Annotated in this window: 22 protein-coding genes; 4 read left to right on the top strand and 18 right to left on the bottom strand. The window is 39.0% G+C overall.

Annotation, left to right across the window (positions count from 1 at the left end; translation table 11 throughout):
* Positions 1 to 43 precede the first annotated feature (43 nt).
* Positions 44 to 655: a transglycosylase SLT domain-containing protein gene (locus H5157_RS15035; RefSeq protein WP_002962200.1), complete on the bottom strand. Its 612-nt coding sequence runs from the start codon at positions 653 to 655 to the stop codon at positions 44 to 46.
* 147 nt (positions 656 to 802) lie between these two features.
* Positions 803 to 2,380: a glutamate--cysteine ligase gene (gene gshA, locus H5157_RS15030; protein ID WP_182197979.1), complete on the bottom strand. Its 1,578-nt coding sequence runs from the start codon at positions 2,378 to 2,380 to the stop codon at positions 803 to 805.
* Positions 2,381 to 2,968: 588 nt separating this feature from the next.
* Here gshA and H5157_RS15025 point away from each other — a divergent pair.
* A complete protein-coding gene (locus H5157_RS15025; RefSeq protein WP_182724992.1) occupies positions 2,969 to 4,516 on the top strand; it encodes a methyl-accepting chemotaxis protein in 1,548 nt (515 codons plus the stop codon).
* Between the two features lie 52 nt (positions 4,517 to 4,568).
* Here the strand turns inward: H5157_RS15025 and clpB are convergent, their stop codons facing one another.
* The 3 genes from clpB to rluD form a co-directional block, all read right to left on the bottom strand.
* Entirely contained in the window at positions 4,569 to 7,145 is a 2,577-nt protein-coding gene (gene clpB / locus H5157_RS15020) for an ATP-dependent chaperone ClpB (protein WP_165723615.1), read from the bottom strand.
* 96 nt (positions 7,146 to 7,241) lie between these two features.
* Positions 7,242 to 7,973, bottom strand: coding sequence for a peptidoglycan editing factor PgeF (gene pgeF / locus H5157_RS15015; RefSeq protein ID WP_165723616.1), 732 nt, complete (start codon positions 7,971 to 7,973; stop codon positions 7,242 to 7,244).
* Entirely contained in the window at positions 7,973 to 8,950 is a 978-nt protein-coding gene (rluD, locus tag H5157_RS15010) for a 23S rRNA pseudouridine(1911/1915/1917) synthase RluD (protein ID WP_149594281.1), read from the bottom strand. The genes pgeF and rluD overlap by 1 nt, the downstream gene beginning before the upstream one ends.
* A gap of 141 nt (positions 8,951 to 9,091) precedes the next feature.
* Between rluD and H5157_RS15005 the strand changes: the two genes are divergently transcribed.
* Positions 9,092 to 9,856 carry an outer membrane protein assembly factor BamD gene (locus tag H5157_RS15005; protein ID WP_002962210.1) on the top strand — a complete coding sequence of 255 codons (765 nt, stop codon included), beginning with the start codon at positions 9,092 to 9,094 and terminating at the stop codon, positions 9,854 to 9,856.
* 50 nt (positions 9,857 to 9,906) lie between these two features.
* On the opposite strand, the gene glnB is transcribed toward H5157_RS15005, so the two are convergent.
* Entirely contained in the window at positions 9,907 to 10,245 is a 339-nt protein-coding gene (gene glnB / locus H5157_RS15000; protein ID WP_002962211.1) for a nitrogen regulatory protein P-II, read from the bottom strand.
* 160 nt (positions 10,246 to 10,405) lie between these two features.
* Between glnB and H5157_RS14995 the strand changes: the two genes are divergently transcribed.
* Both H5157_RS14995 and H5157_RS14990 read left to right on the top strand, forming a co-directional pair.
* Positions 10,406 to 10,969, top strand: a complete 564-nt coding sequence (locus tag H5157_RS14995) for a GspH/FimT family pseudopilin (protein ID WP_024603774.1) — start codon at positions 10,406 to 10,408, stop codon at positions 10,967 to 10,969.
* A 79-nt stretch (positions 10,970 to 11,048) separates the two neighbouring features.
* Positions 11,049 to 11,579, top strand: coding sequence for a GspH/FimT family pseudopilin (locus H5157_RS14990; protein WP_024596577.1), 531 nt, complete (start codon positions 11,049 to 11,051; stop codon positions 11,577 to 11,579).
* A 6-nt stretch (positions 11,580 to 11,585) separates the two neighbouring features.
* Here the strand turns inward: H5157_RS14990 and H5157_RS14985 are convergent, their stop codons facing one another.
* The 12 genes from H5157_RS14985 to ribF all read right to left on the bottom strand — a co-directional run bounded on the left by H5157_RS14985 (position 11,586) and on the right by ribF (position 24,873).
* The gene (locus H5157_RS14985) at positions 11,586 to 12,002 is read right to left on the bottom strand and encodes a type IV pilin protein (protein ID WP_182712591.1); all 417 of its coding nucleotides are present in this window, start codon (positions 12,000 to 12,002) and stop codon (positions 11,586 to 11,588) included.
* Between the two features lie 9 nt (positions 12,003 to 12,011).
* A complete protein-coding gene (locus H5157_RS14980) occupies positions 12,012 to 15,230 on the bottom strand; it encodes a PilC/PilY family type IV pilus protein (RefSeq protein WP_182724991.1) in 3,219 nt (1,072 codons plus the stop codon).
* A 1-nt stretch (position 15,231) separates the two neighbouring features.
* Positions 15,232 to 15,735, bottom strand: a complete 504-nt coding sequence (locus tag H5157_RS14975) for a hypothetical protein (protein WP_024596574.1) — start codon at positions 15,733 to 15,735, stop codon at positions 15,232 to 15,234.
* Positions 15,723 to 16,700, bottom strand: a complete 978-nt coding sequence (locus H5157_RS14970; RefSeq protein ID WP_182712589.1) for a PilW family protein — start codon at positions 16,698 to 16,700, stop codon at positions 15,723 to 15,725. The genes H5157_RS14975 and H5157_RS14970 overlap by 13 nt, the downstream gene beginning before the upstream one ends.
* Before the next feature lies 1 nt (position 16,701).
* Positions 16,702 to 17,262 carry a type IV pilus modification protein PilV gene (pilV, locus tag H5157_RS14965; RefSeq protein WP_024596572.1) on the bottom strand — a complete coding sequence of 187 codons (561 nt, stop codon included), beginning with the start codon at positions 17,260 to 17,262 and terminating at the stop codon, positions 16,702 to 16,704.
* A gap of 185 nt (positions 17,263 to 17,447) precedes the next feature.
* Positions 17,448 to 18,149, bottom strand: a complete 702-nt coding sequence (locus tag H5157_RS14960; protein WP_024596571.1) for a LytTR family DNA-binding domain-containing protein — start codon at positions 18,147 to 18,149, stop codon at positions 17,448 to 17,450.
* The gene (locus H5157_RS14955) at positions 18,146 to 19,180 is read right to left on the bottom strand and encodes a sensor histidine kinase (protein ID WP_002958233.1); all 1,035 of its coding nucleotides are present in this window, start codon (positions 19,178 to 19,180) and stop codon (positions 18,146 to 18,148) included. The genes H5157_RS14960 and H5157_RS14955 overlap by 4 nt, the downstream gene beginning before the upstream one ends.
* A 29-nt stretch (positions 19,181 to 19,209) precedes the next feature.
* Positions 19,210 to 20,139, bottom strand: a complete 930-nt coding sequence (gene ispH / locus H5157_RS14950; protein ID WP_002958232.1) for a 4-hydroxy-3-methylbut-2-enyl diphosphate reductase — start codon at positions 20,137 to 20,139, stop codon at positions 19,210 to 19,212.
* Positions 20,139 to 20,579: an FKBP-type peptidyl-prolyl cis-trans isomerase gene (gene fkpB, locus H5157_RS14945; protein ID WP_002958231.1), complete on the bottom strand. Its 441-nt coding sequence runs from the start codon at positions 20,577 to 20,579 to the stop codon at positions 20,139 to 20,141. Before fkpB ends, ispH begins: the two co-directional genes overlap by 1 nt.
* On the bottom strand, positions 20,576 to 21,076 hold the full coding sequence (gene lspA, locus H5157_RS14940) for a signal peptidase II (RefSeq protein WP_002958230.1): 501 nt from the start codon (positions 21,074 to 21,076) through the stop codon (positions 20,576 to 20,578). Before lspA ends, fkpB begins: the two co-directional genes overlap by 4 nt.
* Positions 21,077 to 21,088: 12 nt before the next feature.
* Positions 21,089 to 23,917, bottom strand: a complete 2,829-nt coding sequence (gene ileS / locus H5157_RS14935; protein WP_182715389.1) for an isoleucine--tRNA ligase — start codon at positions 23,915 to 23,917, stop codon at positions 21,089 to 21,091.
* Between the two features lie 5 nt (positions 23,918 to 23,922).
* On the bottom strand, positions 23,923 to 24,873 hold the full coding sequence (ribF, locus tag H5157_RS14930; protein WP_096793492.1) for a bifunctional riboflavin kinase/FAD synthetase: 951 nt from the start codon (positions 24,871 to 24,873) through the stop codon (positions 23,923 to 23,925).
* Positions 24,874 to 24,908: the final 35 nt, after the last annotated feature.

Raw genomic sequence — 24,908 nt, 5'->3', positions numbered from 1 at the left:
AAAGGAGCCGATTGGCTCCTTTTTTATATCCATTAATAACTCTCTAGCCAAATATAAGACGTTCAAACCAACCTTTATCAAGCTCGTCTTCACAGCGCTTTAATTGCGCGCCATAACGGCTCGCTCTGTGTTTAACTTTGTTTGCTACACCCATTAACCACTTTTTCTTTTTATATGTGCCACGCTTATAGCCACCCCAACCTTCATGATAATTAAGGTATTGTGCGTAAGCATCCCATTTAGAGATTTTATTTACTTTATGCGTTTTATAAACAAACCACGCCATAAAGTCGATTGCATCATCAAAGTCGTCTCTATCAGCACCATTGTTGCCTGTTTCACGAATATAATCTGACCATGTTGGTGTTTTAGCCTGTGAGTAACCATAAGCATCACTTGCGCGACCGGTTGGAATTATCCATAAGAAGTACTCCATAGGTGGAGCGGCATCATGCTTAAATGAGCTTTCCTGGTACATCATACTCATGAGTACATGCTTAGGAGAACCCCATTTTTCTTGCGCATCTTTTGCGTCAAAATACCAATCAGGTTTTTCTTCAAAGATTTTACATAGATCGTTAGGTTGTTTTGGAGGGGCTGTAGCACAACCAGCTAAAGTAATGGCAAGAGATAAAATAATTGCATTTTTTTTCATTTTTCTAAGATCTCACAGAACTTTTCTAAAAAGTGTGGGTCTGACTCAATGAATGCAGCAGTACAGCATTAGTTCATCCCTGAATATATATTTACGCAGCCTACTTAGGCTGCGTTTTTTTTGCTTAAATTTTACTAAGTATTAAGATTATTTACCGCCAAAATACGCATCTAAAAAGGCGGTAAATGACTGAGTATCTGCTTGCTCAATTGCAGTTTGTGCTTCGTTAGACTCTACAACTTGTTGTTCCAGCCAAGGCTTTAAAAACTCACTGTAATCAGTGTCTGCGTGGCTTTGCTTGTATTTATTAGCCAGTGCTAGTGCAAAGTGACCGTTGTCTAAACCAGACTCTTTTAATTGCGACACGTAACGTCCAGAATAAGTAAGCTCTGGATTATGCACCCACGTTGCCATGCGCTTTATAGTATCGGAGTAATAATTAACACCATAAGCATTATCCATCCATTTAGCGACATCAGTGAGCTGTGCAAATATTTCATCGCCCCACGACTGAAGACTACGCTGTGTGTTATTAAAGTTAAGCATTAGCCCTTCTTCTCGACCTTGATTGACTACTGTGTCGAGGTTTTCAGTACTGCGTGCTTGTTCTTTCCAATCCATTGGAGCTGAATCTTTTAATAAACAATACGTTAAAAACACATCTAAAAAGTGAATTTGCTCAATATCAATACCAACTTCGCTAAACGGATTAACGTCTAATGCGCGAATTTCTACGTATTCAATGCCTGCTCGAAGCAGTGCATCTGTTGGCGTTTCGCCACTTTTAGCATTACGCTTAGGACGAATTGGCGAGTAAAATTCGTTTTCAATCTGCAGAATATTTTTATTTAACTGCTTAGGGTTTTCACTCTTGTAGTCATCAAGATCACCATAAATTTCTGATGGTGTGTTGATTGCTTTTTTAAGGCCTGCTACATATTCATCTAACGAGTTATACATTACGCGTAGTGACGACTGAGCGCTATTTGTATAACCTAAATTGCCTAAACGCAGTGCCGTACCAACTTCTAAGTAAAGTGTACCTTTACCTAGTTTTTTAAATGGTAAATCGGTTTTTCGACCTTGTAAAAATGAGTTACACAATGCTGGCGATGCACCAAACATGTAACTTATTAGCCATAGTTCGCGTTTAAAGTTACGAATAAGTGCTAAATAACCTTCTGAAATAAAATCTTGAAGGCTAGCATTGCTTTTTTGTAACGAATGAAGCGATTGCCAAAGCGTATCTGGGAATGAAATATTAAAGTGAACACCTGCAATTGCTTGCATCATACTTCCGTAACGATTTTTTAACCCTTCACGGTATAGTGTTTTCATTTGACCAGTATTTGAACTACCAAATTGAGCTAAAACAATATCATCTTGGTGTTCAATAAAGCATGGCATACTAATAGGCCAAAGCAGTTCATCGTCCATTTTTTCTAGAGTGAACTTTTGAAGATCTTTTAATTGCTTAAGAGTTTGCGTTGACGACTCGCTAACTGGAGTAATAAATTCAAGTAAAGATTCAGAAAAATCAGTTGTGATATGGCCATTAGTTAATGCACTGCCCACCCCTTCTGGGTGGCCTTTAGGTGATATAGCACCATTCTCTTGTATTCTCAGCGACTCTCGCTCTATGCCACGTTTAATGCCTTTAACTGCATGTTGGTGCTCATTTACTGATAACGCTTCAAGTGCGTTAGCTAAATCATGTGTTGTCAAAAAATCTTTCCTCGGGCCACGTGGCTTAATCATAAGGTTATGGGGACTAATTACTTAGACTCAAGATTAATACCAATTTTTATTGAAAATATGATCATTGTATCGCATTAAATAGCGCATTCACTGCGTTAAAAATTATTCATATAGAACAACTATATTTCATAATTTTCGACGTGCTATTGTGCTATTTTCTTAGCGCTATAATAGATCACTTATTTAATGCAACTGGTATAAATTGCTAAGAACTATATAACTTTCAAATTTAATAATTATTTCCCCACTTTATACATGCGCTTAATATGACCAACATCATTATATTAAGTCGTAATATTGCCATTGCTATGTGCATTATACAAATGCTTTAAATACGTATTTAACTATAAATCAAATAAGTAAAATATCAGCTTAAAGTAATAGACCGGAACTTATGCAAAATCAGTTCAATTTAGCTGTCCGGTATTTAAACTTGATCTAGATCAATAAATACAATTATTTGTCTTATGAGCATAGAAGGAAGGACGCTATTTTTTGCTTTGTAGAGTGTAAGCAATATAATGACTGCAACAATAAAGGATGATAATAAATACAATGCACAATGATAAAAGCTTAAAAAATGAAGAGGTATACTTTGATGAATCACAAGAGCTGGTTTCCACTACTGATCTTAAAGGTGTAATAACATACGTCAATCAAGCGTTTTGTGCTGTAGCAGGATATAGCGCACAAGAGCTTATCGGTCAGCATCATAATATTGTTCGCCACCCTGATATGCCAAAAGCAGCCTTTAAAGAAATGTGGGCAACATTAAAACAAGAACACTCGTGGCGCGGTATGGTTAAAAACCGCTGTAAAGATGGCCGCTATTACTGGGTAGATGCCTTTGTAACCCCCATTTTTGAACATGGCCGACTTGTTGGTTATCAATCTGTAAGAACCAAAGCAAACTCTCAACTTAAGCAACGTGCACAAACACTTTACAACAAAATAAATACCAACAAGTCATTATTTAAACTACGAGAACACACCACAATAAGACAAAGCCTTACTTTTATAAGCCTATTATTTTGGCTGATTTTTATTGCTGTTGCGGCATCAATCACCATTGCTGCAATTAGCCTATTTATTTGTGCTTTAGTTATTGTGCTAAATTATGACGAACTCATTGTTACCCCTAAAATATTACGCGAACAAAAAGCAAAAGCCGATTCAATCTCTCGTTATATTTACAGCGGCCATACACCGCACAGTGTAAGTGATTATAGAGAGCAAATGCTAAGTGCAAAATTGCGCACCGTCCTTGGCCGTATGAAAGACTCAACATTAAGCTTTAATGGCATCGCAACTGATTTAGACAAACAATCAACACTCACCGAAAAAGGGATTTCTTCTCAAGGTGAGCGTTTAGAACAAATTGCATCAGCGATGACTCAAATGAGTTCTACTATTGGTGAAATATCAGTAAATACCGCTCAAACAGCGGATAAAGTGAATAACACCCATCAAAGTTGCTCAGAGATAAAAGACCACATTGCTGATAATAGTAAAATGGTATCTGACTTAGCTTCTCAAGTAGAACAAGCTGCAAATACAGCCACCAGCTTAGCCTCTGAAGCAGATAAAATTGGTAAGGTAATGAGTGAAATAGAAGGAATTGCCGATCAAACTAACTTACTTGCTCTTAATGCAGCGATTGAAGCAGCTAGAGCGGGAGAACATGGTCGAGGCTTTGCTGTAGTCGCCGATGAGGTAAGGACTCTTTCGTCACGCACTCAAAATGCTACGACACAAATCCATAGTTCTATTAAAGAAATACAAGACACTTTATTTAGCTGGTCCAAAGTAATGCAAAGCACTAAAGCACAAGCCGATAACTGTGTTTTGACAACCGATAAAACCCAAGTTGAATTAGAGGATATTTTTATCCAAATCAGTGAAATATCTCACTTGGCAATACAAATATCATCCGCTGCAGAAGAGCAACAAATGGTTAGTAACGACATTAGTAATAATGTTTCGCAAATTAAAGACTTTGGCGATAACAACTTAAGTTTAAGCTTTAATGTGGCAAAAGGTGCAGCTGAGCTTGTTGAAGGCTCACGTAGAGTGAATGATTTATTACTAACCTTTAAAGTTTAACAAACATAAAAAAGCCGCTATTTTAGCGGCTTTAGAGTTTAATTATTTACAATCAGCGTTTGGTAAATACCAAAGAGTCGTCATTTGCATCAATAACAATCACGCTACCTGGTATGTAGTCCCCATTAAGTAGCTTTTGTGCTAGCGGATTTTCAATCGTTTGCTGAATAGCACGCTTAAGCGGGCGTGCACCGTACACAGGATCAAACCCACTTGCTGCAATTCGCTCAAGTGCAGCATCGCTTATTTCAAGCAGATACCCCATCTCTGTTAAACGCTCACGTAATTTCATTAACTGAATATCAGCTATTTCTTTTATATGCTCGTTTGCTAACGGGTGGAATACAACAGTCTCGTCAATACGGTTAATAAACTCAGGTCTAAACTCATTAATCAATACTTCCATTACTTTAGCTTTAAGGGTCGTATAGTCATTATTACCCGCTTGTTCTTGGATAATATCTGAGCCTAAATTTGATGTCATGATAATAACAGTATTTTTAAAATCAACGGTTCTACCTTGTCCGTCAGTTAATCGGCCATCATCTAACACTTGCAGTAAAATGTTAAACACATCTGGGTGTGCTTTTTCTATTTCATCAAGCAATATGACTGAGTAAGGTTTACGACGAACAGCTTCTGTTAAATAACCGCCCTCTTCATAACCCACATAACCTGGAGGTGCGCCCACTAGACGTGCAACTGAGTGCTTTTCCATAAACTCAGACATGTCGATACGCACCATGGCATCTTCGGTATCAAACATAAAACCAGCCAGTGCTTTTGTAAGCTCGGTTTTACCCACACCTGTTGGACCTAAAAACAAGAAAGAACCAATTGGGCGATTAGGATCTGCAAGTCCTGCACGTGAGCGTCTTATTGCGTTAGCAACAGCAACGACCGCTTCATCTTGCCCTATTACTTTACTGTGTAACTTATCTTCCATTTGCAGCAGCTTTTCACGCTCACCTTGTAGCATTCTTGCAACAGGAATACCTGTCCAGCGAGATAAAATTTCAGCAATTTCATCCTCACCTACTTGGTTCTTAAGCAGAGTCATTTCTTGCATTTCGGCTTGTGAGGCTAAATCAAGTTTTCGTTCAAGCTCTGGAATTCGCCCATATTGCAGTTCTGACATACGCTGTAAATCACTTGCTCTTCGCGCTACATCTAAATCTAATCTTGCTTGTTCAAGCTCGGCTTTAATTACTTGTGTACCTTGAAGCGATGCTTTTTCAGCATTCCAAATTTCGTCTAGCTCACGATATTGCCCATCAAGGTCGGTGATCAACTCTTGCATTTCAGTGCGACGTTTTTGACTCGCCTCATCTTTTTCTTTAGCAAGTGCATTATCTTCTAATTTTAATTGGATAATACGACGCTCAAGCTTATCTAACGACTCTGGTTTTGAATCAATTTGTAATCGAATTGAAGAACCCGCTTCGTCAATTAAATCAATTGCTTTATCTGGTAACTGACGATCGCTAATGTAGCGGTGAGATAACTGCGCCGCAGCAACTATCGCGGGATCAGTAATTTCTACTGAATGATGTAGCTCATATCGCTCTTTTAAGCCACGCAATATTGCAATGGTATCTTCAACCGACGGCTCTTCAATGAGTACCTTTTGGAATCGACGCTCAAGTGCTGCGTCTTTCTCTATATATTTACGGTATTCATCAAGCGTGGTTGCGCCAACACAGTGTAACTCACCGCGTGCTAAAGCAGGTTTTAGCATATTACCCGCATCCATTGCGCCATCACTTTTGCCTGCACCCACAATAGTGTGTATTTCATCAATAAATAAAATGACTTGGCCTTCTTCTTTAGCCAATTCGTTTAACACTGATTTTAAACGCTCTTCAAATTCACCGCGATATTTAGCGCCCGCAACTAGTGCTCCTAAATCAAGCGATAAAACACGTTTGTTTTTTAATCCTTCAGGTACTTCACCATTAATAATACGCTGTGCTAAACCTTCTGCTATTGCTGTTTTACCAACACCTGGCTCACCGATTAATACAGGGTTATTTTTAGTACGGCGCTGTAATACTTGAATCGTGCGGCGAATTTCGTCATCACGACCAATAACAGGGTCAAGCTTACCTTGCTCTGCTCGCTCAGTTAGATCAATCGTGAACTTTTCAAGCGCTTGGCGTGTTTCTTCGGCGTTTGGATCATCAACTTTTTGACCGCCGCGAATCGCTTTAATTGCAGTTTCAATTTTAGTCGAGGTAATATTTAACGATCTGAATATATCGCCAAGTGGACCTTTATCGTCGCATGCTGCCAGTACAAATAATTCACTTGAAATGTATTTGTCTTTGCGTTTTTGTGCATACTTGTCACATAGGTTAATAAGTGAAGCCATATTATTTGATAGCTGCACATCGCCACCTACACCTTCTACTTTAAATAGTTTTTCTATTTCTTGTGAAAGCTTGGTGTTAAGTTCATCTGCGCTGACCCCCGTTTGGGCAAATAACGCGCGCACACTGGAGCCGCTTTGCTGCAGTAGTGAATACATTAAATGTACGGGTTCAATAAATTGATGGTCGCGGCCAAGGGCTAGCGATTGCGCATCAGAAAGCGCAGATTGAAATTTACTTGTAAATCTATCTAAACGCATGGTGTTACCTATTAAATAATCTAATTGCTTAATTAATGGGTATGTTTAGGTGTTTGTTCAAGGTGTAGAGAGAAATATAATAGCTAAAGGTGCTAATTACTTGCGCCAGATCAAACTTGCCATACGTCCGGTTTGTCCATCCCGTCGATAAGAAAAAAATAAATCACTTTGAGAGACTGTACAATAGTCGCCGCCTGTAATCTTTTTAACGCCTTGCTGGGTAAGTAAAGTACGCGCAATGCCATAAATATCAGCAAGATATTTGCCATTAGCTTGTGGTGTAAATGCTTGAATAAATGAAGAAGACCTTTTTTGAAATAACTCAAACACTTCACCCCCAACCTCAAATTGAGTTGGCCCAATTGCAGGCCCTAGCCAAGCATTTATATTTTCATACTTTGAGCTAAAACATTCTAAAGTATTTTTAATAATTCCCTGCTCAAGCCCTCGCCAGCCGCCATGTATAGCTGCAACTTCCTTTTCATCATCACTCACTAATAAAATAGGCAAGCAATCGGCAGTCATGATAGCCAAAGGCTGATTTAATAACTGAGTATAAAGCGCATCAGCATTGTGTAACTTATTAGAGTCAAAATGTTCATCAACAATAACAACCTCAGAGCTATGAACTTGATTTAGCCACACGGCAGATTTAGGTAAGTGTTTGGTTAATAGTGAGCGGTTTTTTGATACATGATCTTGATTATCTCCAACATGGTACCCCAAATTGAAACTTTTAAATGGGGTTTTTGAAACACCACCTCCACAAGTAGTACTTAACGTTCCTACTTTATGAAGGTTTTGCCATGTCGCTGACAATAAGTGCATTATCTATCGATATCAGGATTAGCTTTAGTATCTTCACGTAGTGCATGTGTCATAGCAACCATATCATCAGGGATAGGTGCTTGCCATGTCATCATTTCACCCGTGATTGGATGCGCAATGCTCAATTTTACAGCATGTAGTGCTTGGCGTCTAAAGCTACGAAGTAACTCAAATAACTCAGGTGTTGCACCTTTAGGTGGACGCGGACGGCCGCCATAAGATTGATCGCCAATTAGCGGATGATTTAAATGTGCCATGTGCACACGAATCTGGTGAGTACGGCCTGTTTCTAAGCGCAGACGTAAACGAGTATGAGCACGAAATTTTTCAGCAACACGATAATGTGTAATTGCCGGCTTACCCATTTCATGTACGGCCATATGCGTACGCTGCGTAGGATGGCGGCCAATTGCTTTTTCAACCATACCACCAGCAGTCATGGTGCCATTACACAGTGCTTCATATTCACGAGTGAAATTTTCGCGCTTTTGTAGTGCTTTCACTAAATGCGTTTGGGCCTGAATCGTTTTAGCTACAACCATTAAACCGGTCGTGTCTTTATCTAAACGATGTACAATACCTGCGCGTGGCACGTTAATTATTTCAGGGTAGTAATGTAGCAATGCGTTTAGCACTGTTCCATTAGGGTTACCCGCACCTGGGTGAACCACTAGGCCCATTGGTTTATTAATTACCAAAATATCATCGTCTTCATAAACAATGTTTAATTTGATATCTTGTGCTTCGTATTCGCGTGGTGCTTCAATTGTTGTTTCAACACTTACAACTTCACCACCTAGTAGTTTTTCGCGTGGAGTGTTGAAAATTTCACCGTCTACAGTGATTTTATCATCCAAAATCCACGTTTTTATACGAGAACGTGAATAATCAGGGAACAATTGTGCTAATACTTGGTCTAGACGTTTACCACCTAATTCGGTTGGAACGTCGGCTTGAAGAGAAATTTGCTCTGACATTAGTAACTTTACCCAATTTACCAGTGCAAGCTTTGCTCGACTGGGTTAGAATCGCTTTTAATAAAAGCATAATATAATACGCATAGTTTACTCGGTTTTACCGACTTGGCCTAGCCGAAGACATCGAAGGTAACAAATAAAATGATAAATAAAATAGGGAAACGTGCATTTGCCATTGTTTTTTCAGTTTCTGTACTTAGTTTAGGCGCTTGTTCGTCTGCTCCAGACCAAGAAGACATTCAACGTGTACCGAATAAGTCTGCACACGCTTTATATGAAGATGCAAAAGAAACGCTAGATTCTGGTTTATATGCTCGTGCAATTGAACTTTTGAGTGCTATAGACTCTCGCTACCCATTTGGCCCATTCTCTAAGCAAGTACAAATGGACTTAGTCTATGCACATTATCAATCAGGTAATACTGAACAAGCACTTGCAACCATTGACCGCTTTATTCGCTTAAACCCAAATCATAAAGATTTAGACTACATGTATTACATGCGTGGTTTAGTAAATATTAAAGCAGATAAAAATGCGTTCCAAGAGTACTTTGGTGTAGATAGAGCCGACCGTGATGCTAACCGTACTCGTGTTGCATTTACAGATTTATCGACATTAGTAAAACGTTTTCCTAAAAGTGATTACGCGCCTGAAGCTAAGCGTCGTTTAGTGTGGCTTTTAAACCGTATGGCACGTTATGAATTAAAAGTAGCAACTTACTATTACGAACGTGAAGCTTATTTAGCTGCTGCTAATAGAGGTAAGTTTGTTGTTGAGCATTATTCACAAAGCAGTTACTTAGATCCCGCGCTTGAAATGATGGAGAAAAGTTACGACCAATTAGGTTTAACTGAGCTTAGTGAGCACGCAAAGCAAACACGAAAACTAAATAAAAGAACTAAATAAATAAAAAAGGCGCTTACTAAAGCGCCTTTTAACTACATAGAAAAACAAGCTTAAATCGCTTCTTCATCTTCCTCAGCAGTACGAATACGTATTACACGCTCAACATCTGTGACAAATATTTTACCATCACCGATTTTTCCTGTTTGCGCCGTTTTTACAATAACTTCAATTGCACGGTCTACATCTTCATCAGTCAATACAATATCAAGTTTTACTTTAGGTAAAAAATCGACCATATACTCTGCGCCACGATATAGCTCTGTGTGACCTTTTTGACGTCCAAAGCCTTTAACTTCGCTTACCGTCATCCCCGTAATACCTACATCAGACAACGCTTCACGCACATCATCTAACTTAAAAGGTTTGATAATTGCTTCTATTTTTTTCATATTAATTACTTTTGAAAGCTTCAGTTGCCTCGATTTTAGACAATCATAGTGTTCATAGCAAACAAAGCAATTGAATTACGGTGATAAAACAACCGATCGTGATATAATTTATTATATAAAAATAGCTATACTTAAATGACTAGCAGTAAATGAGATTAATATGAAAAACAAACAAAACGGGTTCACCCTTTTAGAACTCATGGTAACCGTAGCTATCGTTGGCATTATTGCATCAATTGCGATTTGGAATAGCAGCGATATGCTAGAAGAAAATAGAGCTGAGAATTTTTTGTTGGAATTAAAAAGAAATATTAGCTACGCCCGTGCTCAAGCTGCAAGTACAGATGAAATAGTCATTGTATGCCCTGCTCCCAATACAGTTACAAGTAGTAGCTCAAGTCTCACATGCCAAAGTGAATGGGCATCAACTAATACCGTTATTTTATTTATAGATACTGATAATGACGGAAGTTATAAAAGCGCAAATGATAGTCTATTACGTGTAATGTCAGAAACTCCGTCTAGCGATAGAATAAAATTCTCTGGTAATAATAGCCTTCGGTTTAATACGAGCGGTCGTATTACGACAAGTTTAGCTGGCTCAGGTAGCTTTACGGGCTTTGTATACTGCCCCAATAATGACAACGAAAACAATAAAGCGCTGAATGTATCAGTATCTGGTACTGCTTTTTACCTTGGTGACACCACTGAAAAGTGTGATTAAAAAACGTACAATTATATCTTGTCATATTTGTATCATTTACTAGACTGAGTTAATCATTTATTAACTCAGGTCTTCAAGGATGAGATTATCAATATCAAAAAGTAAGGGAGTAACACTTCTCGAATTAATGGTATCTATGGCTGTTGTCAGTATTATCAGCCAATTATCTATGTGGTTTTACCCAGATTTTTTAGCTAAAAACCGCTTAGATAACCACGTAAACCTCCTACACCGAAATATAAATTATGGCCGTTTATATGCCATTGAAAATACTACTTACGTCACGCTTTGTGCACTAAAAGACAGTCAATGTACAAAGGACGAGTGGAATGGCCAAATGTCACTCTTTATCGACAAAGATAAATCAACCTCGTTAGATGATGATGAACTACTCTTAAGTACTTTTGAGGAGATCCATGAAGCTGACAGTCTTAAATACCCTCGCAGCGCAATTACGTTTCGTCCTGATGGTTCTTTGAATGGTTTTCAAAATGGTACTTTTATATATTGCCCCAACAGCAATAAGGCCAACCTCGAGGGGTTGGCCTTATCAGTAAGTCAAACTGGCAGAATACGTATTAAATCAACTGATAAGTGCCAGAAGAAGTAATCTAGGCTATCGACCCCAGCAATAACCAACATCGGTGTCACCTTTAGACCCTTTTGCACCTTTGAGACCAATATCAGTGATTGAAAGCTCTTTACAATCAGTATCTCCTTTTACAGCACCGTCTATAGGCTTAGCTGTAATAGTGAAGGTATTACTATCGACTACGCTGATAGATAGTTCAAAGTGACCATTTTCGGTTTTACTTTGTAGCCCTAAGTCAGTAAAGGATTGCGTATACTCACGATTATCTACAAAATATTGCTCCTCTTTGTTTGCAGCATCTAACAATGCTGCAGCAGCTTCAGCGCGCGAAGCACGCTTTACATATTCTGTATAATTGGGCAATGCAATTGAAGCAAGTATGCCTACAATTGCAACCGCTATCATCAGCTCAATTAAGGTAAACCCATGTTGTTTCTTCATTTAATTTCCTTAATTATTAACTTCGTCATTTTCTTCACGTTTATAGATATATGTTTGTTGAGTTTTAAAGCCAAACCCTACAGCATTGTCATTAACCAATACAACTTTACCATCAACAATTGTTAAGCCGGGGCCCTTTATCTCAACAGGCTTCATTGGGTTTTCAGCATTTTCACCTTTGATACCCGGCCCAATTAGATAAAACTGACTTTCTTGTGTTACGTCAACTGTTGGGTTGTCATCACACTTACCATCTCCATTACCATCTACGCATGAAGGGCCTTCGCCAAAGTATAACTGAGGTGTATCTGGTACATCATAGCTGGTTGTAAATTTAAGATCGTCATACACTTTCGTACCATAATGTAGGTGAAATGCGTATAAAGAACCACCACCACCACTTAGGGAACATTGGTTTTCAGTCGATGTATCTGATGCAGGTGTGAAACTTGTAAAATAAGCAACACCTCCAACAACTGTAGCAGCAGCTAGTGATTTTTCACCCGTTCCTAACTCATATCTCCAACCATTAAATTTAGCCAAGTCGACTTCTAAGTCAACAAAATCATCAACGTCATCTAGAGCATTACCAAATGGGTCTGAATTCATTTGCATCAAATCAGCAGGTACAATAGTATCCGGTGCATTCGTTTTATATGATTTAGTAACTGTATTTTCATCTCTGATCATAAACAGTTGATCTTTCTCATTGGTACCGGTTGGTTTTGAGCGGTTACCACTACCAATAACTATTGCATCATACGGCGTATCTAAGCGTGTTATAACGGTACCACCATCAACGGTTGTCTCGCTTACTTTACTATAAATGGTTCGTGCAACGAGTGGTTTGTAAAAAAAGCGTCTGTCCTCAGTTGCTTTATTACTGCCAAGCTCAGCTAATTTAAAGTGACTAAATTCACTAGTACTAGTGCCTGGCATATCTATACGCCAAATATCTCCACCAGTATCTGCCGCATAAATTCGGTCTATATATCCATCATAATCTGAGTCAAGCGTGGTAATATCTGCAGCAATACTATGCTTACCTTTAAAGCCATTAATATCGGGTGTTAATGCCCATACTCTTTTACCTGTTTCGGCTTCAACAATGTAAATACCTCGCCCTGTACTATCTTCACTTTTAATCACCGCATCTTTGTTTGTATCGTACCCAGCACCAAAAATTAATAAAGGCTTGTCACCAAATGCTTTAATGTAGGCTATTTGCGGTTTTGACCATGTTTGCGCAAGCTCTTTAAAATCACCTTTTCCGCCTTCTATTGGTGCGCTCCATAGTTTTTTAGGCTGATCGGGATTTGTTATATCCAGTGCGTAGTAGTTTTTACCACCTCGACGCATTCCTGCAAAAGCCCATACTTCATCATCACCACTCGCATCAATAATCCCGTCGTTTAAACCATCGCTATTTAAGTTTTTATTATTAAAATAAACGCTGATTGGTCCATCCATACCATATTTTTTACCCGTTTCTTTGTTGCGCAGCGGTTGGATAATACTGTACAGATCTGAGGGTATAAATGCCCAGCTTTCAGATACTTCATTATTTGTATCATCGTCTTTAAACATATGCAAAAAGCCAGCATTGGTACCAATAAGAATACGAATATCATCATTACCGTAATCAAGCGCAACAGGCTTTGAATGCAGAGGATCACCAAAAATATCATCTCTTTGATCCGTGGTATCGTTATCGTTATCTTCATCATCAACATCAATACCCATAGCCCATTTAATATCTGAACTAGATAAGCTAATTGGGTTATTAGTTATTAAATCAAGAATGTCACTAACAATCGATGTAGTAAATCGTACTATATCGCCTTGTTTATCTGTATATAGTGTTCTTCGTTCTTCTGCGTTGGTTCCTGTTAAGGTACTTAGTTGATAATTAACGCCACCTTGTGCTACTAAGTTCCCATCTGCTGACTTACCATCAGGAAGCCAAAATGTTTTTGCATCAGTGTCTATCAAACCATTAGAATCAAGCGCTACATTGCCTGTTGAATCAACTATGTTACTACCCGATACCTTTAACTTTTTTAAGTTACCGCCCCAGCGGGTATTTGTCTCTGGATAAAACATTGCAAAATAAATAGCATCTCGACTACGGGTTTGATCTACGTTGTTACTAGCAACTGACGGCGATGAAAAGCTATCATTTACTTCACGAATACGAGAAATTGCACTGTTTAATGATTCAGAAAGCTCATCTGGCGTACTTGCGGGCAAGTTTTCACCACCACCTAAAGAAGCGGCCCTACGTAAAAGCTCTTGTCCACTCGCGCTCATACCAGAGCCAAAACCGATAGTATATAAACGGCCTGTTTCATGAATATCGGGAGTCGACGGGTATAAATCAACAGTAGTATCACTTGTACCATGAATAATTTTAGCCATTTGGTGTAGGTAACTACTGTAGTAACTATCCGTATTCCAGTTTAATCCTTCCCCAAAGTACTTCTCATGCTCTGCACTAATTTGGCTGTCACTATCATTATCACCAGATGGGTCACCATCCGTCATATAAATGATATTTATTGAATTATCACAACGTTTAGCTTCTGCTGTACTATCTGCAAAAGGTGATATATAGGTATAATTCGTTTCAGGTACATAATATGTATTACATACCTGATAGCGATTTCGTCCCCGACCAGCCCAGTAACAATATTGATTTTCAACTTGGACAGTAGAGGAACTTTCTACACTCGTATCACGCTCTATTATTGAAGCTTCAAGCCCGTACTGAACTCCTTGCCCAGTAATATATAAATAAGCTTCCCAAAGAGTTTCTGTTAAAGGGGTCCCCCCAGCAGCAGGTAAAGCAGCAAGTGAATTTCGTATAATTGTAGAATCTTTACCAACTCCATTAACTATATAACCACCGTCTGTGGCTTTAAAGCGCATTAAACCAAAGTCGATAGTATCTTCGTTATCGGTAATAACTTTATTCATCGCAAACTGTGCTGCAGCTAATCGACTATCAGAACATAAAGCCCAACCTCCACTCGAATATTGCCCACAATTACTACCTGTACTTGATGAAAAAGCCATGCTTCCTGATGTATCAAAAATCAGTAATACTCGAGGTTTTTCTTCAACATCCACATCATGATTAACATAAAGCTCTATATCTTCAGCATAAACTGACGCACTTATTGTTAAGCCAAGTAAAGAGGCTAACACTTTGTTTAATTTTAATTTCATATTAAATCCCCTTACTTATGCTAGCCATTTCTTGCGCTACACCTGTAACAATGGTTAGTTCATGCTTACTTTTAGAGCCATATTCTATTGTCGTGGCGACCTGTAACATATTGCACGATATACCTGCAGTAAAATTAAAGCGTCGAGGACACTCTAGGTCAAGCGCACCTTTGTTTAGATTAACCATTTTGCTTTGCATACCATCATGTGTTGCGATCACCATGCCTTCTTTATCAGAGGCTGCAATCGAAGTGACTTCATCTGGACTCAAAAAAAACTGATTATTCGCACCTTTATTTGCTTCATCAGAAATCATGCGCTGTACTTCGCCAATAAGTTCATTTTCGGCCACTTCACGCTCTTGCGCTGCATTGGTAATTTTAATATCAATACTACTACTGCTCATAAGGGTCACCGCTATACCCGTCACTGCAATTACCATTATTAGAGCAGTGATCAGTACTACACCCTGCTGCTTTTTCTGTGATTGTTTTAAATACGCCATAAATTTGATCCAACATTATTTAATCGAATAGTCGTGGTAAACACTGTGCGTCTGAAACTATCTGTGAATTTCAATTCACGCTTGTTTTCATCTTCACCTAATATGTAAGTTTGGTTTTTAATTTTAACCCCAGGGTCTGGCTCCAATGCGCGTATTAATAAAAATACCTGTACTGTTAAAATACCCTTTCGATTTTCCCAATCAGTGTGCTCCATACTTTTAATACTTCGGTATGTATCTACACGATTGTCGCTGTTTGTATCGAGACCAAAAACAAACCGCATGTTTTCGACACCTTCCATAATAGTTTCTGTGGTGATATTTCCACCAACTAAGCGCTTTCTCATTAATGCAGGTACAGTTAGGTTCTTGTTATTTACTTTATATGTTTGCTCTGAAATATAATAAACATGATGGCTATACGGCCAAATAGAGGCATTAACAGAACTTCCTGTAATTTCACCTCGCTTGAATTGAGCTCTCTCTTGCTCCGCTATGAAATAGTTTTCACTCGTTTGAGTCTCAGCTTCAGTTAATTGATCACCTTGTAAAAACTTTAACTGAATAATATCGGTACCTTTTACTGGACTCGTTACGCAGTTTAGTTCTTTTGAAGCATCTGCAACCTTCGCATAAATAGTTCTAAAGTTACTCGCAGTTGCCAAATCAGGAAAACTACCGTTATTTAGTCCTTCGAAACAGTCATTTAGCGGGTTTGATAATGCTTCTGTGTTTACCGAAGTAAAAGAATCATCATAGTAAGTGCCCCAAAAGCCAATTTGCTCAATATCACGTTGCATTATGTTAATTGCAAGGCGTCCTGATTCTTGAAGTTCACCAATAGTCATCGTATCTTTAGTGGTTACTTTCATACCTATATAGGTAAACATAACGCCGCCTAAAATTAACCCACCAATAAATAATGAAATCATCATTTCTACAAGTGTAAAACCTTTTTGCTTCATGTTAGCTCCTAAGGTAAATATAACTAGTTAAAACAACTAAACGGCGCTTTTTATCAGCCGTTCCACACTTGATGTCTCCAGTCGTACTATTTGCATTAAACTCTTGACGCCCTTGCCAAGATACAACGACCTCTAAATTAAATGCTTTACCACCTGTACCTGCAACTGCAGTAGCCGCAATACATACAGTTGCGTCATCTAAAGAGCCTGTGTTTTCCCTTGCTTTTATAGCTCTTTTCCATTGCTCAAGGTCTAGGGCTGCAACTTGCGCTGCGCTACAAGTGCTTGTAAAACACGTCTGTGAGGTTTTAGTTGAGGCTTCGCTATTAAATGTTTGGGTATATAGGCTAGCTATTTGCGGGGTATCGTTAGCACGGATACGCTGCACAATATCATTACCAAGTGCAACTGCAGCAGCACGCTGCATAGAATCAAAGCTTGCTTGCTTTGCTTTTGCTTGCAAAGCAACTGCGCCTAAAAGGCCAAAACTAAGAATAATAAATGCAATTAGCACTTCAATCAGAGTGAAGCCTCTTTGCACTTTTACGTGAGGTGATTGCATAATAAAACCAAATAAAAATTATCTGATTTTAAGTTTATGTTATTTATTTGAGGAATCAATGAGGACTAAGACAAGCGGTTATATTTGTTGATAAACGGTTAATTAAACCTGTTTATTCAATAACACCGTTGATAATTAAGACTCAAATGTATTTAAATCAAGGGGAGGTTAATTGCAAGGTAAGCCTAAAGCGAATTTTTTACTAATTTAAGCTCACGGCGGCTCACTGGCAATAACTCACTGCACCCTTGTAGCTCAATCATATGATTGCCATTCGCTTTTGAATGCAAAGCAATTACTTTTTGTTTATTAACCAATGTATTGCGATGAATTCGCAAAATATGTGTAGGAAATTGTAACTCTAATTGTTTTAGACTTTGTTCAAGTAAAGCTTCTCCACCACAGAATATCATTTTGGTATACTTTTCTTCGGCACTAAAATACAAAACATCATTTATATCAACACTGCGTAGAGTACCAGCTAGCTGATAAGAGATTTTTACATTTTGTTGTTTTTGAATATGTACTTTATTTAAGCGCCCGACTTGCTTAAGCACCTTTTGCAATGATTGCTCTGAAATAGGTTTAACTAAATAACCTGCAGCGCTTAATTGTAAAGCATCGAAGGCATGCTCAGGGTGAGCAGTTATAAAAACAATAGCAGGAGGTAGAGTTAAACTATTGAGCTCATTAGCAACTTGTAAACCATTCATACCAGGCATATCAACATCTAAAAAAATCAAATCCGGCGTTTGCTTTTTAGCCAGTACTAGGGCTTCATTACCATTACTTGCCTCGCCTTGTACAACTATGCTTTTATCATGTGCCAGCAAACGAATTAAGCGCGATCTCGCAAGAGGTTCATCATCAACAATGAGTACGTTCATACACTGCCCTCAATTAGCTTAGGGATCACGACCTTGACCCTAAACACATCATTTTTATTAGTAATTGTTAGCTGCGCTTTATTTTTATAATAAATATTTAATCGCTGGCGAATATTTTCAAGCGCCATGCCGTTATTAGGCCTAGTTTGAGCATTAGAAATTGTTATTGGGTTAGAAACAATCATGGTTATATAGCCGGTAGTAATATGTAGCTCTACTTTTATTTCTGCACCATGCTCACTTGTTTCAACACCGTGGCATACTGCATTTTCAATTAATGGCTGCAGTGTTAAACAAGGAATACTCAATGCAGGTAGTTCATTGGGTATTTGCCAATCAACGCTTAAGCGATTACCGAAACGCCATGTTTCAAGTGCTATATATTGCTTACTCAGCGTTATTTCATCGTCAAGAGATACATTTTTTCCTGAGTGCATTGCAGCCTGCGATAAGGCGGCTAATGCTAAAATAGCCTGCTCTGCCGCATCGGCATCATGATGAGTAAGCTCTGCAGCAGTGTTTAAACTATTATATAAAAAATGAGGACGTATTCTAGCTTGCAAGGCATCAAGCTCAGCTCGAGAAAGCGCTTTAGTTTGCTGCTCTTTCTCAAAATGAATTAATAAAAATTGGACGAATAAAGCCGCCAGCAAAGCCACTATAATGCAATTGCGAAGTGTGAAATAAATTAAGTTATCTGTATCATCTATATCAAAAGCAAAATGGGAAAATAAAATACTAAAAATGCATGTAGATAATAAAAAAAAGATAAAAAACAAACTTAATTGAAAAGTTTGAGTGCGCGTTTGTAAGAAAAATCTACAAAAGTATAAAGAAGAGGTACCGACTAAAACAATTAAATGCATAAACAAACTGATGATCCCAAGTCGAAGCCAAATATCTCCTTCTACATTGGGTGCAAAGGCTAAAACAATAGCAATAACTTGAGAAACGATAAGCGAAGCTAATACGCCTCGCTCATTAAAAAGAGCCGAAAAAAGCAAACCATCATTTTTTAGTGACTTGCTCATAACGACTCTCCTATAATCTAAATTTTAAATTAACGTAGCTCTACAGGAACAGCAAATACAATATTCTCTTCTTCGCCTGGGTTTTCAACAACCTGCGTACCACCAAGATCTTTTAATCGGCTTATAACTTGTTGTACAAGCACTTCTGGCGCAGATGCACCCGCAGTTACACCCACTGATTTAGAACCTGAAACCCACTGCTCTTGCACATCAGTTGCGTCATCAATTAAATAAGCAACAGTGCCCATTTTATCTGCAAGTTCACGTAAGCGATTAGAGTTAGAGCTGTTTTTAGCGCCAACAACTAATAGCACATCAACTTTGTCAGCTAAGTCACGAACAGCATCCTGACGATTTTGCGTTGCATAACAAATATCATCTTTACGAGGTCCGTCAATTGATGGAAACTTATTGCGTAGTGCATCAATAACATCAGCAGTATCATCAACTGATAAAGTCGTTTGACTACAGTAAAAAAGATTTTCAGCATTTTTTACATTAAGCGCAACAACATCATCAACGGTTTCAACAAGATAAATACCACCGTCTGAGTTATCATATTGTCCCATTGTTCCCTCTACTTCAGGGTGACCATGATGTCCAATTAAAATACACTCAATACCTTTGCGACTCGCACGTGTAACTTCCATATGCACTTTAGTTACAAGCGGACACGTTGCATCAAATACTTTTAAATCACGACGTTTAGCCTCGCTGCGAACCGCTTGCGATACGCCATGTGCGCTAAAAATAACAATACTGTCGTCAGGTACTTGATCAAGCTCTTCAACAAATACCGCACCACGGCTTTTTAGTCCATCAACCACATAGCGGTTATGTACTACTTCGTGGCGAACATAAATTGGCTTTTCAAAAATATCTAAAGCGCGCTCAACAATACTAATAGCACGGTCAACACCAGCGCAAAAGCCGCGAGGATTAGCTAGTAATATTTCCATTAACCTTCCACCTCAATAATATCAACTTCAAAGGTTAAACGCTGGCCAGATAAAGGGTGATTAAAATCAATCGTTACCGACTCACCTTGCACTTCGCGAACTAAACCAGGAAGCTCAGTGCCATCAGGTTGAGTAAACGCAATAATTGCACCTACCTTAGCTGGTGTTTCTGGACCAAACTTACTACGGTCAACGTAGTAAATATTATCTGGGTTTGGTTGACCAAAAGCATCTTCAGGTTCTAATTCAAACGTTTTACTTTCGCCTGCAGTTAAACCTAATAAACACTTTTCGAAGTTTGCCGTTAAGCTGCCATCACCCATTGTTAATTTAGCAGGTTTGTTGTGCACCTTGGTAGAATCAGCGGCAGAGCCATCTTCTAATTTAATAGAAAAATGGAAAATAACTTGCGAGTTTTCACCAATTACAGCTTGGCTCATGCTTTATGCTCCTTTGGACTCTCGCCGGTGAAGGCGTCAAATAACAATAATGCTGCGCCAATACAAATAGCGCAATCGGCAATATTGAATACAGGAAAATGTGAGTCTTTATAAAAAACGTGAATAAAGTCGATTACATAACCATACGCAATACGATCGTATAAATTACCAATAGCGCCAGCAAGTACCAATGCATAAGCACCGCATAGTACTTTATTTGTAGCAGGTAAGCGTTTTAGCCACCATACAAGCAAAGCACTAATAGCAACGGCAATTGCACTTAAAAACCAACGCTGCCAACCACCCGCTTCACTTAAAAAGCTATAAGCAGCACCATAGTTATGTACATAAGTAATACTAAAAACAGGGAGTAAGTTTATAGACTCTTGATAAGCCATAGTTCCTACAACAAGTGTTTTACTGGCAAAGTCTATTACTAAAAGTAATAGACTCAACCAAAGCCACACTAAACCACTTTTTTGGGCTAGTTTGCTCACTAAGAATAACTCCTAAGCGAATTGACGCTTTTCACCTTCGCCGTCAACATTACTTACACAACGACCACAAATTTCAGGATGAGCAGGCTCAACGCCTACATCTTCGCTGTAATGCCAACAACGCTCACATTTAGCAGCATCTGTTGCAGCAACGCTAATGAACAAACCTTCAATCTCGGTAGCTTGTGTATCTACAGGCTGGCTATCAACTTCAGTAACATTCACGGCTGATGTTAACAATACAAAACGCAGTTCATCACCAAGCGCGTTTAATTTAGCGGCAAGCTCTTTACCCGTAAATAAATTCACCGTTGCTTGAAGTGTTGCACCAATGACTTCTTCTTTACGTGCAGCTTCTAATAAGCGGTTTACTTCGTCACGTACAGTTAAAATCTCTAACCAATCATCGTTACTAAATTGGCTATTTGTTGGTGCTTGTAAGCCATCGTACCAAACTGATGTAAATACGTAGTCACTACGCTCACCCGGTAACGCTTCCCAAATTTCTTGTGCGGTAAAGCTCATAATAGGTGCCATCCAACGCGTCATTGCTTCTGCAATATGATAAAGCGCAGTTTGACAAGAACGACGTGCATGGCTATCACTCTTAGCTGTATATTGACGATCTTTAATAACATCTAAATAGAACGAGCCAAGCTCACCCGTACAGAAGTTCATTAGCTTTTGAGTTACTAATAGCATTTGGTAGCTGTCGTATGCGGCTAAAATCTCGTCTTGCAACTGAGCTGCGCGACCAACAATCCACTTATCAAGCTCAACCATATCATCAACAGCTACTTGATCTGTTTCTGGGTTAAAACCATTTAGGTTAGCAAGCAAGTAACGGCTGGTGTTACGAATACGGCGGTAACGATCGGCTGAGCGTTTAAATATTTCATCCGACACAGTCATTTCTGCCGTGTAATCGGTAGAAGCCACCCACAAACGTAGAATGTCAGCACCTAGTTTATTCATCACATTTTGCGGAGAGATAACATTACCTAGTGACTTAGACATTTTGCGGCCGTTTTCATCAACAGTAAAACCATGAGTCAATACTTGGCGGTATGGCGCATGACCATTAATAGCAACAGATGTCATCATTGATGACATAAACCAACCACGGTGCTGATCAGAACCTTCAAGGTATAAGTCAGCTGGACCAACCAGGTCTTCACGTGCATCTACTACACAAGCGTGTGACACACCTGAGTCAAACCATACATCTAGCGTATCTTGCACTTTCATGTATTGCTTGGCGTCTTCTTCACCAAGTAAAGTAGCTGGTTCTAAATCGTACCATGCTTGTATACCAGACTTTTCAACAAGCTCTGCTGCTTGAGCAATTAACTCTTGTGTATTTGGGTGAAGTGCACCGGTGTCTTTATCAACGAACAATGCAATAGGAACGCCCCAAGTACGCTGGCGAGAAATACACCAATCTGGGCGGCTTTCAACCATGTTAGAAATACGGCTTTCACCCCACTCTGGTAACCACTGCGTGTTTTTAATCTCAGCAAGAGAATCTTGACGTAAGTTAGCCTGATCCATACTTACAAACCACTGCGGTGTAGCACGGAAAATGATTGGTGTTTTGTGGCGCCAACAATGTGGGTAACTATGCGTAAGCGCATGGTGATGCATAAGCGCACCACGCTCTTTTAACACTTCAATTACGCTCGCATTCGCCTTAAATACGTGCTGACCTGCAAAAAGTTCGGTATCTGGTAAATAAACACCATTTGCACCAACAGGGTTAGCCACTTCAAGGTTGTAATTTAAGCCTGCCACGAAATCTTCTTGACCATGGCCTGGGGCGGTATGTACAACACCAGTACCTGAATCAGTAGTTACGTGTTCTGCAACAATCACTGGTACATTAAAATCATAAAAAGGATGGGCTACTTGCAAGTTTTCAAGCGCTGCACCTTTTACATACCCTAGTACGTGAAAGTGATTAAAACCAAAACGGTCCATAGCATCTTTAACAAGCTCAGAACCTAAAATTAGGCGTTGTTGTACGCCTTCATCTTCAACCTGTACTAACGCATACTCTAAATCGGCATGCACAGCCACAGCGCGGTTTGCAGGAAGCGTCCACGGTGTTGTTGTCCAAATAACAGTACCAACACTGCCTTCACCTTTATGACCATCAGCCAGATCAAAGGCACTAACAACAGCATCTTGATCAACAAATGTAAAACGCACATCGATTGCTGGTGACTGCTTATCTTGGTATTCAACTTCAGCTTCTGCTAATGCAGAGCCACAGTCTGTACACCAATGCACAGGCTTGGCGCCTTTATGCAAATGACCTTTTTCAATAATTCGACCAAGCACACGAATTGCATTCGCTTCAAAGTCAAAGTTCATTGTTAAATATGGCTTATCCCAATCTGCAAATACGCCTAAACGTTTAAAATCAACTTTTTGACCTTCAACTTGTTTTTTAGCGTATGCACGGCATTTTTCACGAAACTCACTCGCAGTAACTTTTACACCCGGCTTGCCTACTTTTTTCTCAACCATTAACTCGATTGGTAAACCATGACAATCCCAACCTGGAACTAATGGTGAATCAAAGTCAGATAATGTTTTAGACTTAACAATAATATCTTTTAATATTTTATTAACTGAGTGGCCTAAATGGATATCGCCATTTGCATACGGAGGGCCGTCATGCAAAATAAAGGTTTTTTTACCTTTCTTAGCGCTGCGAATTTGACCATAAAGGTCGTCCTCATACCATGCTTTAAGCATTTTTGGTTCACGTTGTGCCAAATTGCCACGCATTGGAAACGGTGTTTCCGGTAAGTTCAAAGTATGTTTATAGTCGCTCATTTATCCTACATTCCGTCTCTATCGGCTACCTGATTTAAACCAAAACACTGCTTAGCGGCAGCAACATCAGTTGCTATTTGCGCCGTTAATTGTGTTAATGTCTCGAATTTTTTCTCATCGCGAAGTTTTTTTATTAACTCCACATGCATAAATTGTCCGTAAATATCCTGTGCAAAATCAAAAAGGTGAACTTCTAATAATGCACGAGTTCCATTAAATGTCGGCTTATTACCTACATTTGCAACTCCAAAAATCTGTTTTCCTGCAATCGTTGCTTGCACTGCAAACACTCCGTTGACAGGACACACTTGGCGTTTTAGGGCTATATTTGCCGTTCTAAAACCGAGTTCACGTCCTCTTTTCCAGCCATGTATAACACGCCCAGAAATAGCATAATCGTGACCAAGCATTATTTTAGCACTCGCTAAGTCACCGGATGCTAAAGCATCTCGTATTAAAGTGCTGCTTACTCTAGCATTTAATTGACGAAAGCTCGCGGTGCTTTTTACATCCATGCCCGCTTGCTTACCCATGCTAGCAAGTAAGTGAAAGTTACCTTGGCGTTGCTTTCCAAACTTAAAATCATCACCAACAGTAAGTGCTTTAACACCTAACTTTTTAATCAAAATCTCATTAACGAATTGCTCAGCATGCATGTTTGCAAATTGCTGATTAAAGCTAATGCAAATAACTCGCTCAATACCTAAATCACTCAATAAACGTAACTTATCTCGTAAGCGCGTTAACCGTGCAGGGGCATTGTTTTTAGCAAAGAACTCTTGTGGCTGGGGTTCAAACAGCATTACAGTGCTAGGCAAACTATGCGCTTTAGCATCGCTAAGTAAACCTTTTAGTACTTCTGCGTGGCCTAAATGAACGCCGTCAAAATTACCAATAGTTAACACACAACCAAAATGGTGTGGGCGAATATTGTGTATACCTCTAATTAACTCCATGCCACCTAATGCCTTGTTTAGCGAGCTATTAATTA

The organism is Pseudoalteromonas sp. SG43-3 (assembly GCF_014164385.1).
GTDB classification, from domain to species: Bacteria; Pseudomonadota; Gammaproteobacteria; order Enterobacterales; family Alteromonadaceae; genus Pseudoalteromonas; species Pseudoalteromonas distincta.
This window is presented reverse-complemented; position numbering and strand designations above follow the sequence as displayed.

Excerpts from the sequence above, each read along its gene's own strand:
- H5157_RS15035 (WP_002962200.1), bottom strand. The coding sequence starts at position 655 with ATGAAAAAAAATGCAATTATTTTATCTCTTGCCATTACTTTAGCTGGT.
- H5157_RS15025 (WP_182724992.1), top strand. The coding sequence starts at position 2,969 with ATGCACAATGATAAAAGCTTAAAAAATGAAGAGGTATACTTTGATGAA.
- clpB (WP_165723615.1), bottom strand. The coding sequence starts at position 7,145 with ATGCGTTTAGATAGATTTACAAGTAAATTTCAATCTGCGCTTTCTGAT.
- pgeF (WP_165723616.1), bottom strand. The coding sequence starts at position 7,973 with ATGCACTTATTGTCAGCGACATGGCAAAACCTTCATAAAGTAGGAACG.
- rluD (WP_149594281.1), bottom strand. The coding sequence starts at position 8,950 with ATGTCAGAGCAAATTTCTCTTCAAGCCGACGTTCCAACCGAATTAGGT.
- H5157_RS15005 (WP_002962210.1), top strand. The coding sequence starts at position 9,092 with ATGATAAATAAAATAGGGAAACGTGCATTTGCCATTGTTTTTTCAGTT.
- glnB (WP_002962211.1), bottom strand. The coding sequence starts at position 10,245 with ATGAAAAAAATAGAAGCAATTATCAAACCTTTTAAGTTAGATGATGTG.
- H5157_RS14995 (WP_024603774.1), top strand. The coding sequence starts at position 10,406 with ATGAAAAACAAACAAAACGGGTTCACCCTTTTAGAACTCATGGTAACC.
- H5157_RS14990 (WP_024596577.1), top strand. The coding sequence starts at position 11,049 with ATGAGATTATCAATATCAAAAAGTAAGGGAGTAACACTTCTCGAATTA.
- H5157_RS14985 (WP_182712591.1), bottom strand. The coding sequence starts at position 12,002 with ATGAAGAAACAACATGGGTTTACCTTAATTGAGCTGATGATAGCGGTT.
- H5157_RS14980 (WP_182724991.1), bottom strand. The coding sequence starts at position 15,230 with ATGAAATTAAAATTAAACAAAGTGTTAGCCTCTTTACTTGGCTTAACA.
- H5157_RS14975 (WP_024596574.1), bottom strand. The coding sequence starts at position 15,735 with ATGGCGTATTTAAAACAATCACAGAAAAAGCAGCAGGGTGTAGTACTG.
- H5157_RS14970 (WP_182712589.1), bottom strand. The coding sequence starts at position 16,700 with ATGAAGCAAAAAGGTTTTACACTTGTAGAAATGATGATTTCATTATTT.
- pilV (WP_024596572.1), bottom strand. The coding sequence starts at position 17,262 with ATGCAATCACCTCACGTAAAAGTGCAAAGAGGCTTCACTCTGATTGAA.
- H5157_RS14960 (WP_024596571.1), bottom strand. The coding sequence starts at position 18,149 with ATGAACGTACTCATTGTTGATGATGAACCTCTTGCGAGATCGCGCTTA.
- H5157_RS14955 (WP_002958233.1), bottom strand. The coding sequence starts at position 19,180 with ATGAGCAAGTCACTAAAAAATGATGGTTTGCTTTTTTCGGCTCTTTTT.
- ispH (WP_002958232.1), bottom strand. The coding sequence starts at position 20,139 with ATGGAAATATTACTAGCTAATCCTCGCGGCTTTTGCGCTGGTGTTGAC.
- fkpB (WP_002958231.1), bottom strand. The coding sequence starts at position 20,579 with ATGAGCCAAGCTGTAATTGGTGAAAACTCGCAAGTTATTTTCCATTTT.
- ileS (WP_182715389.1), bottom strand. The coding sequence starts at position 23,917 with ATGAGCGACTATAAACATACTTTGAACTTACCGGAAACACCGTTTCCA.
- ribF (WP_096793492.1), bottom strand. The coding sequence starts at position 24,873 with ATGGAGTTAATTAGAGGTATACACAATATTCGCCCACACCATTTTGGT.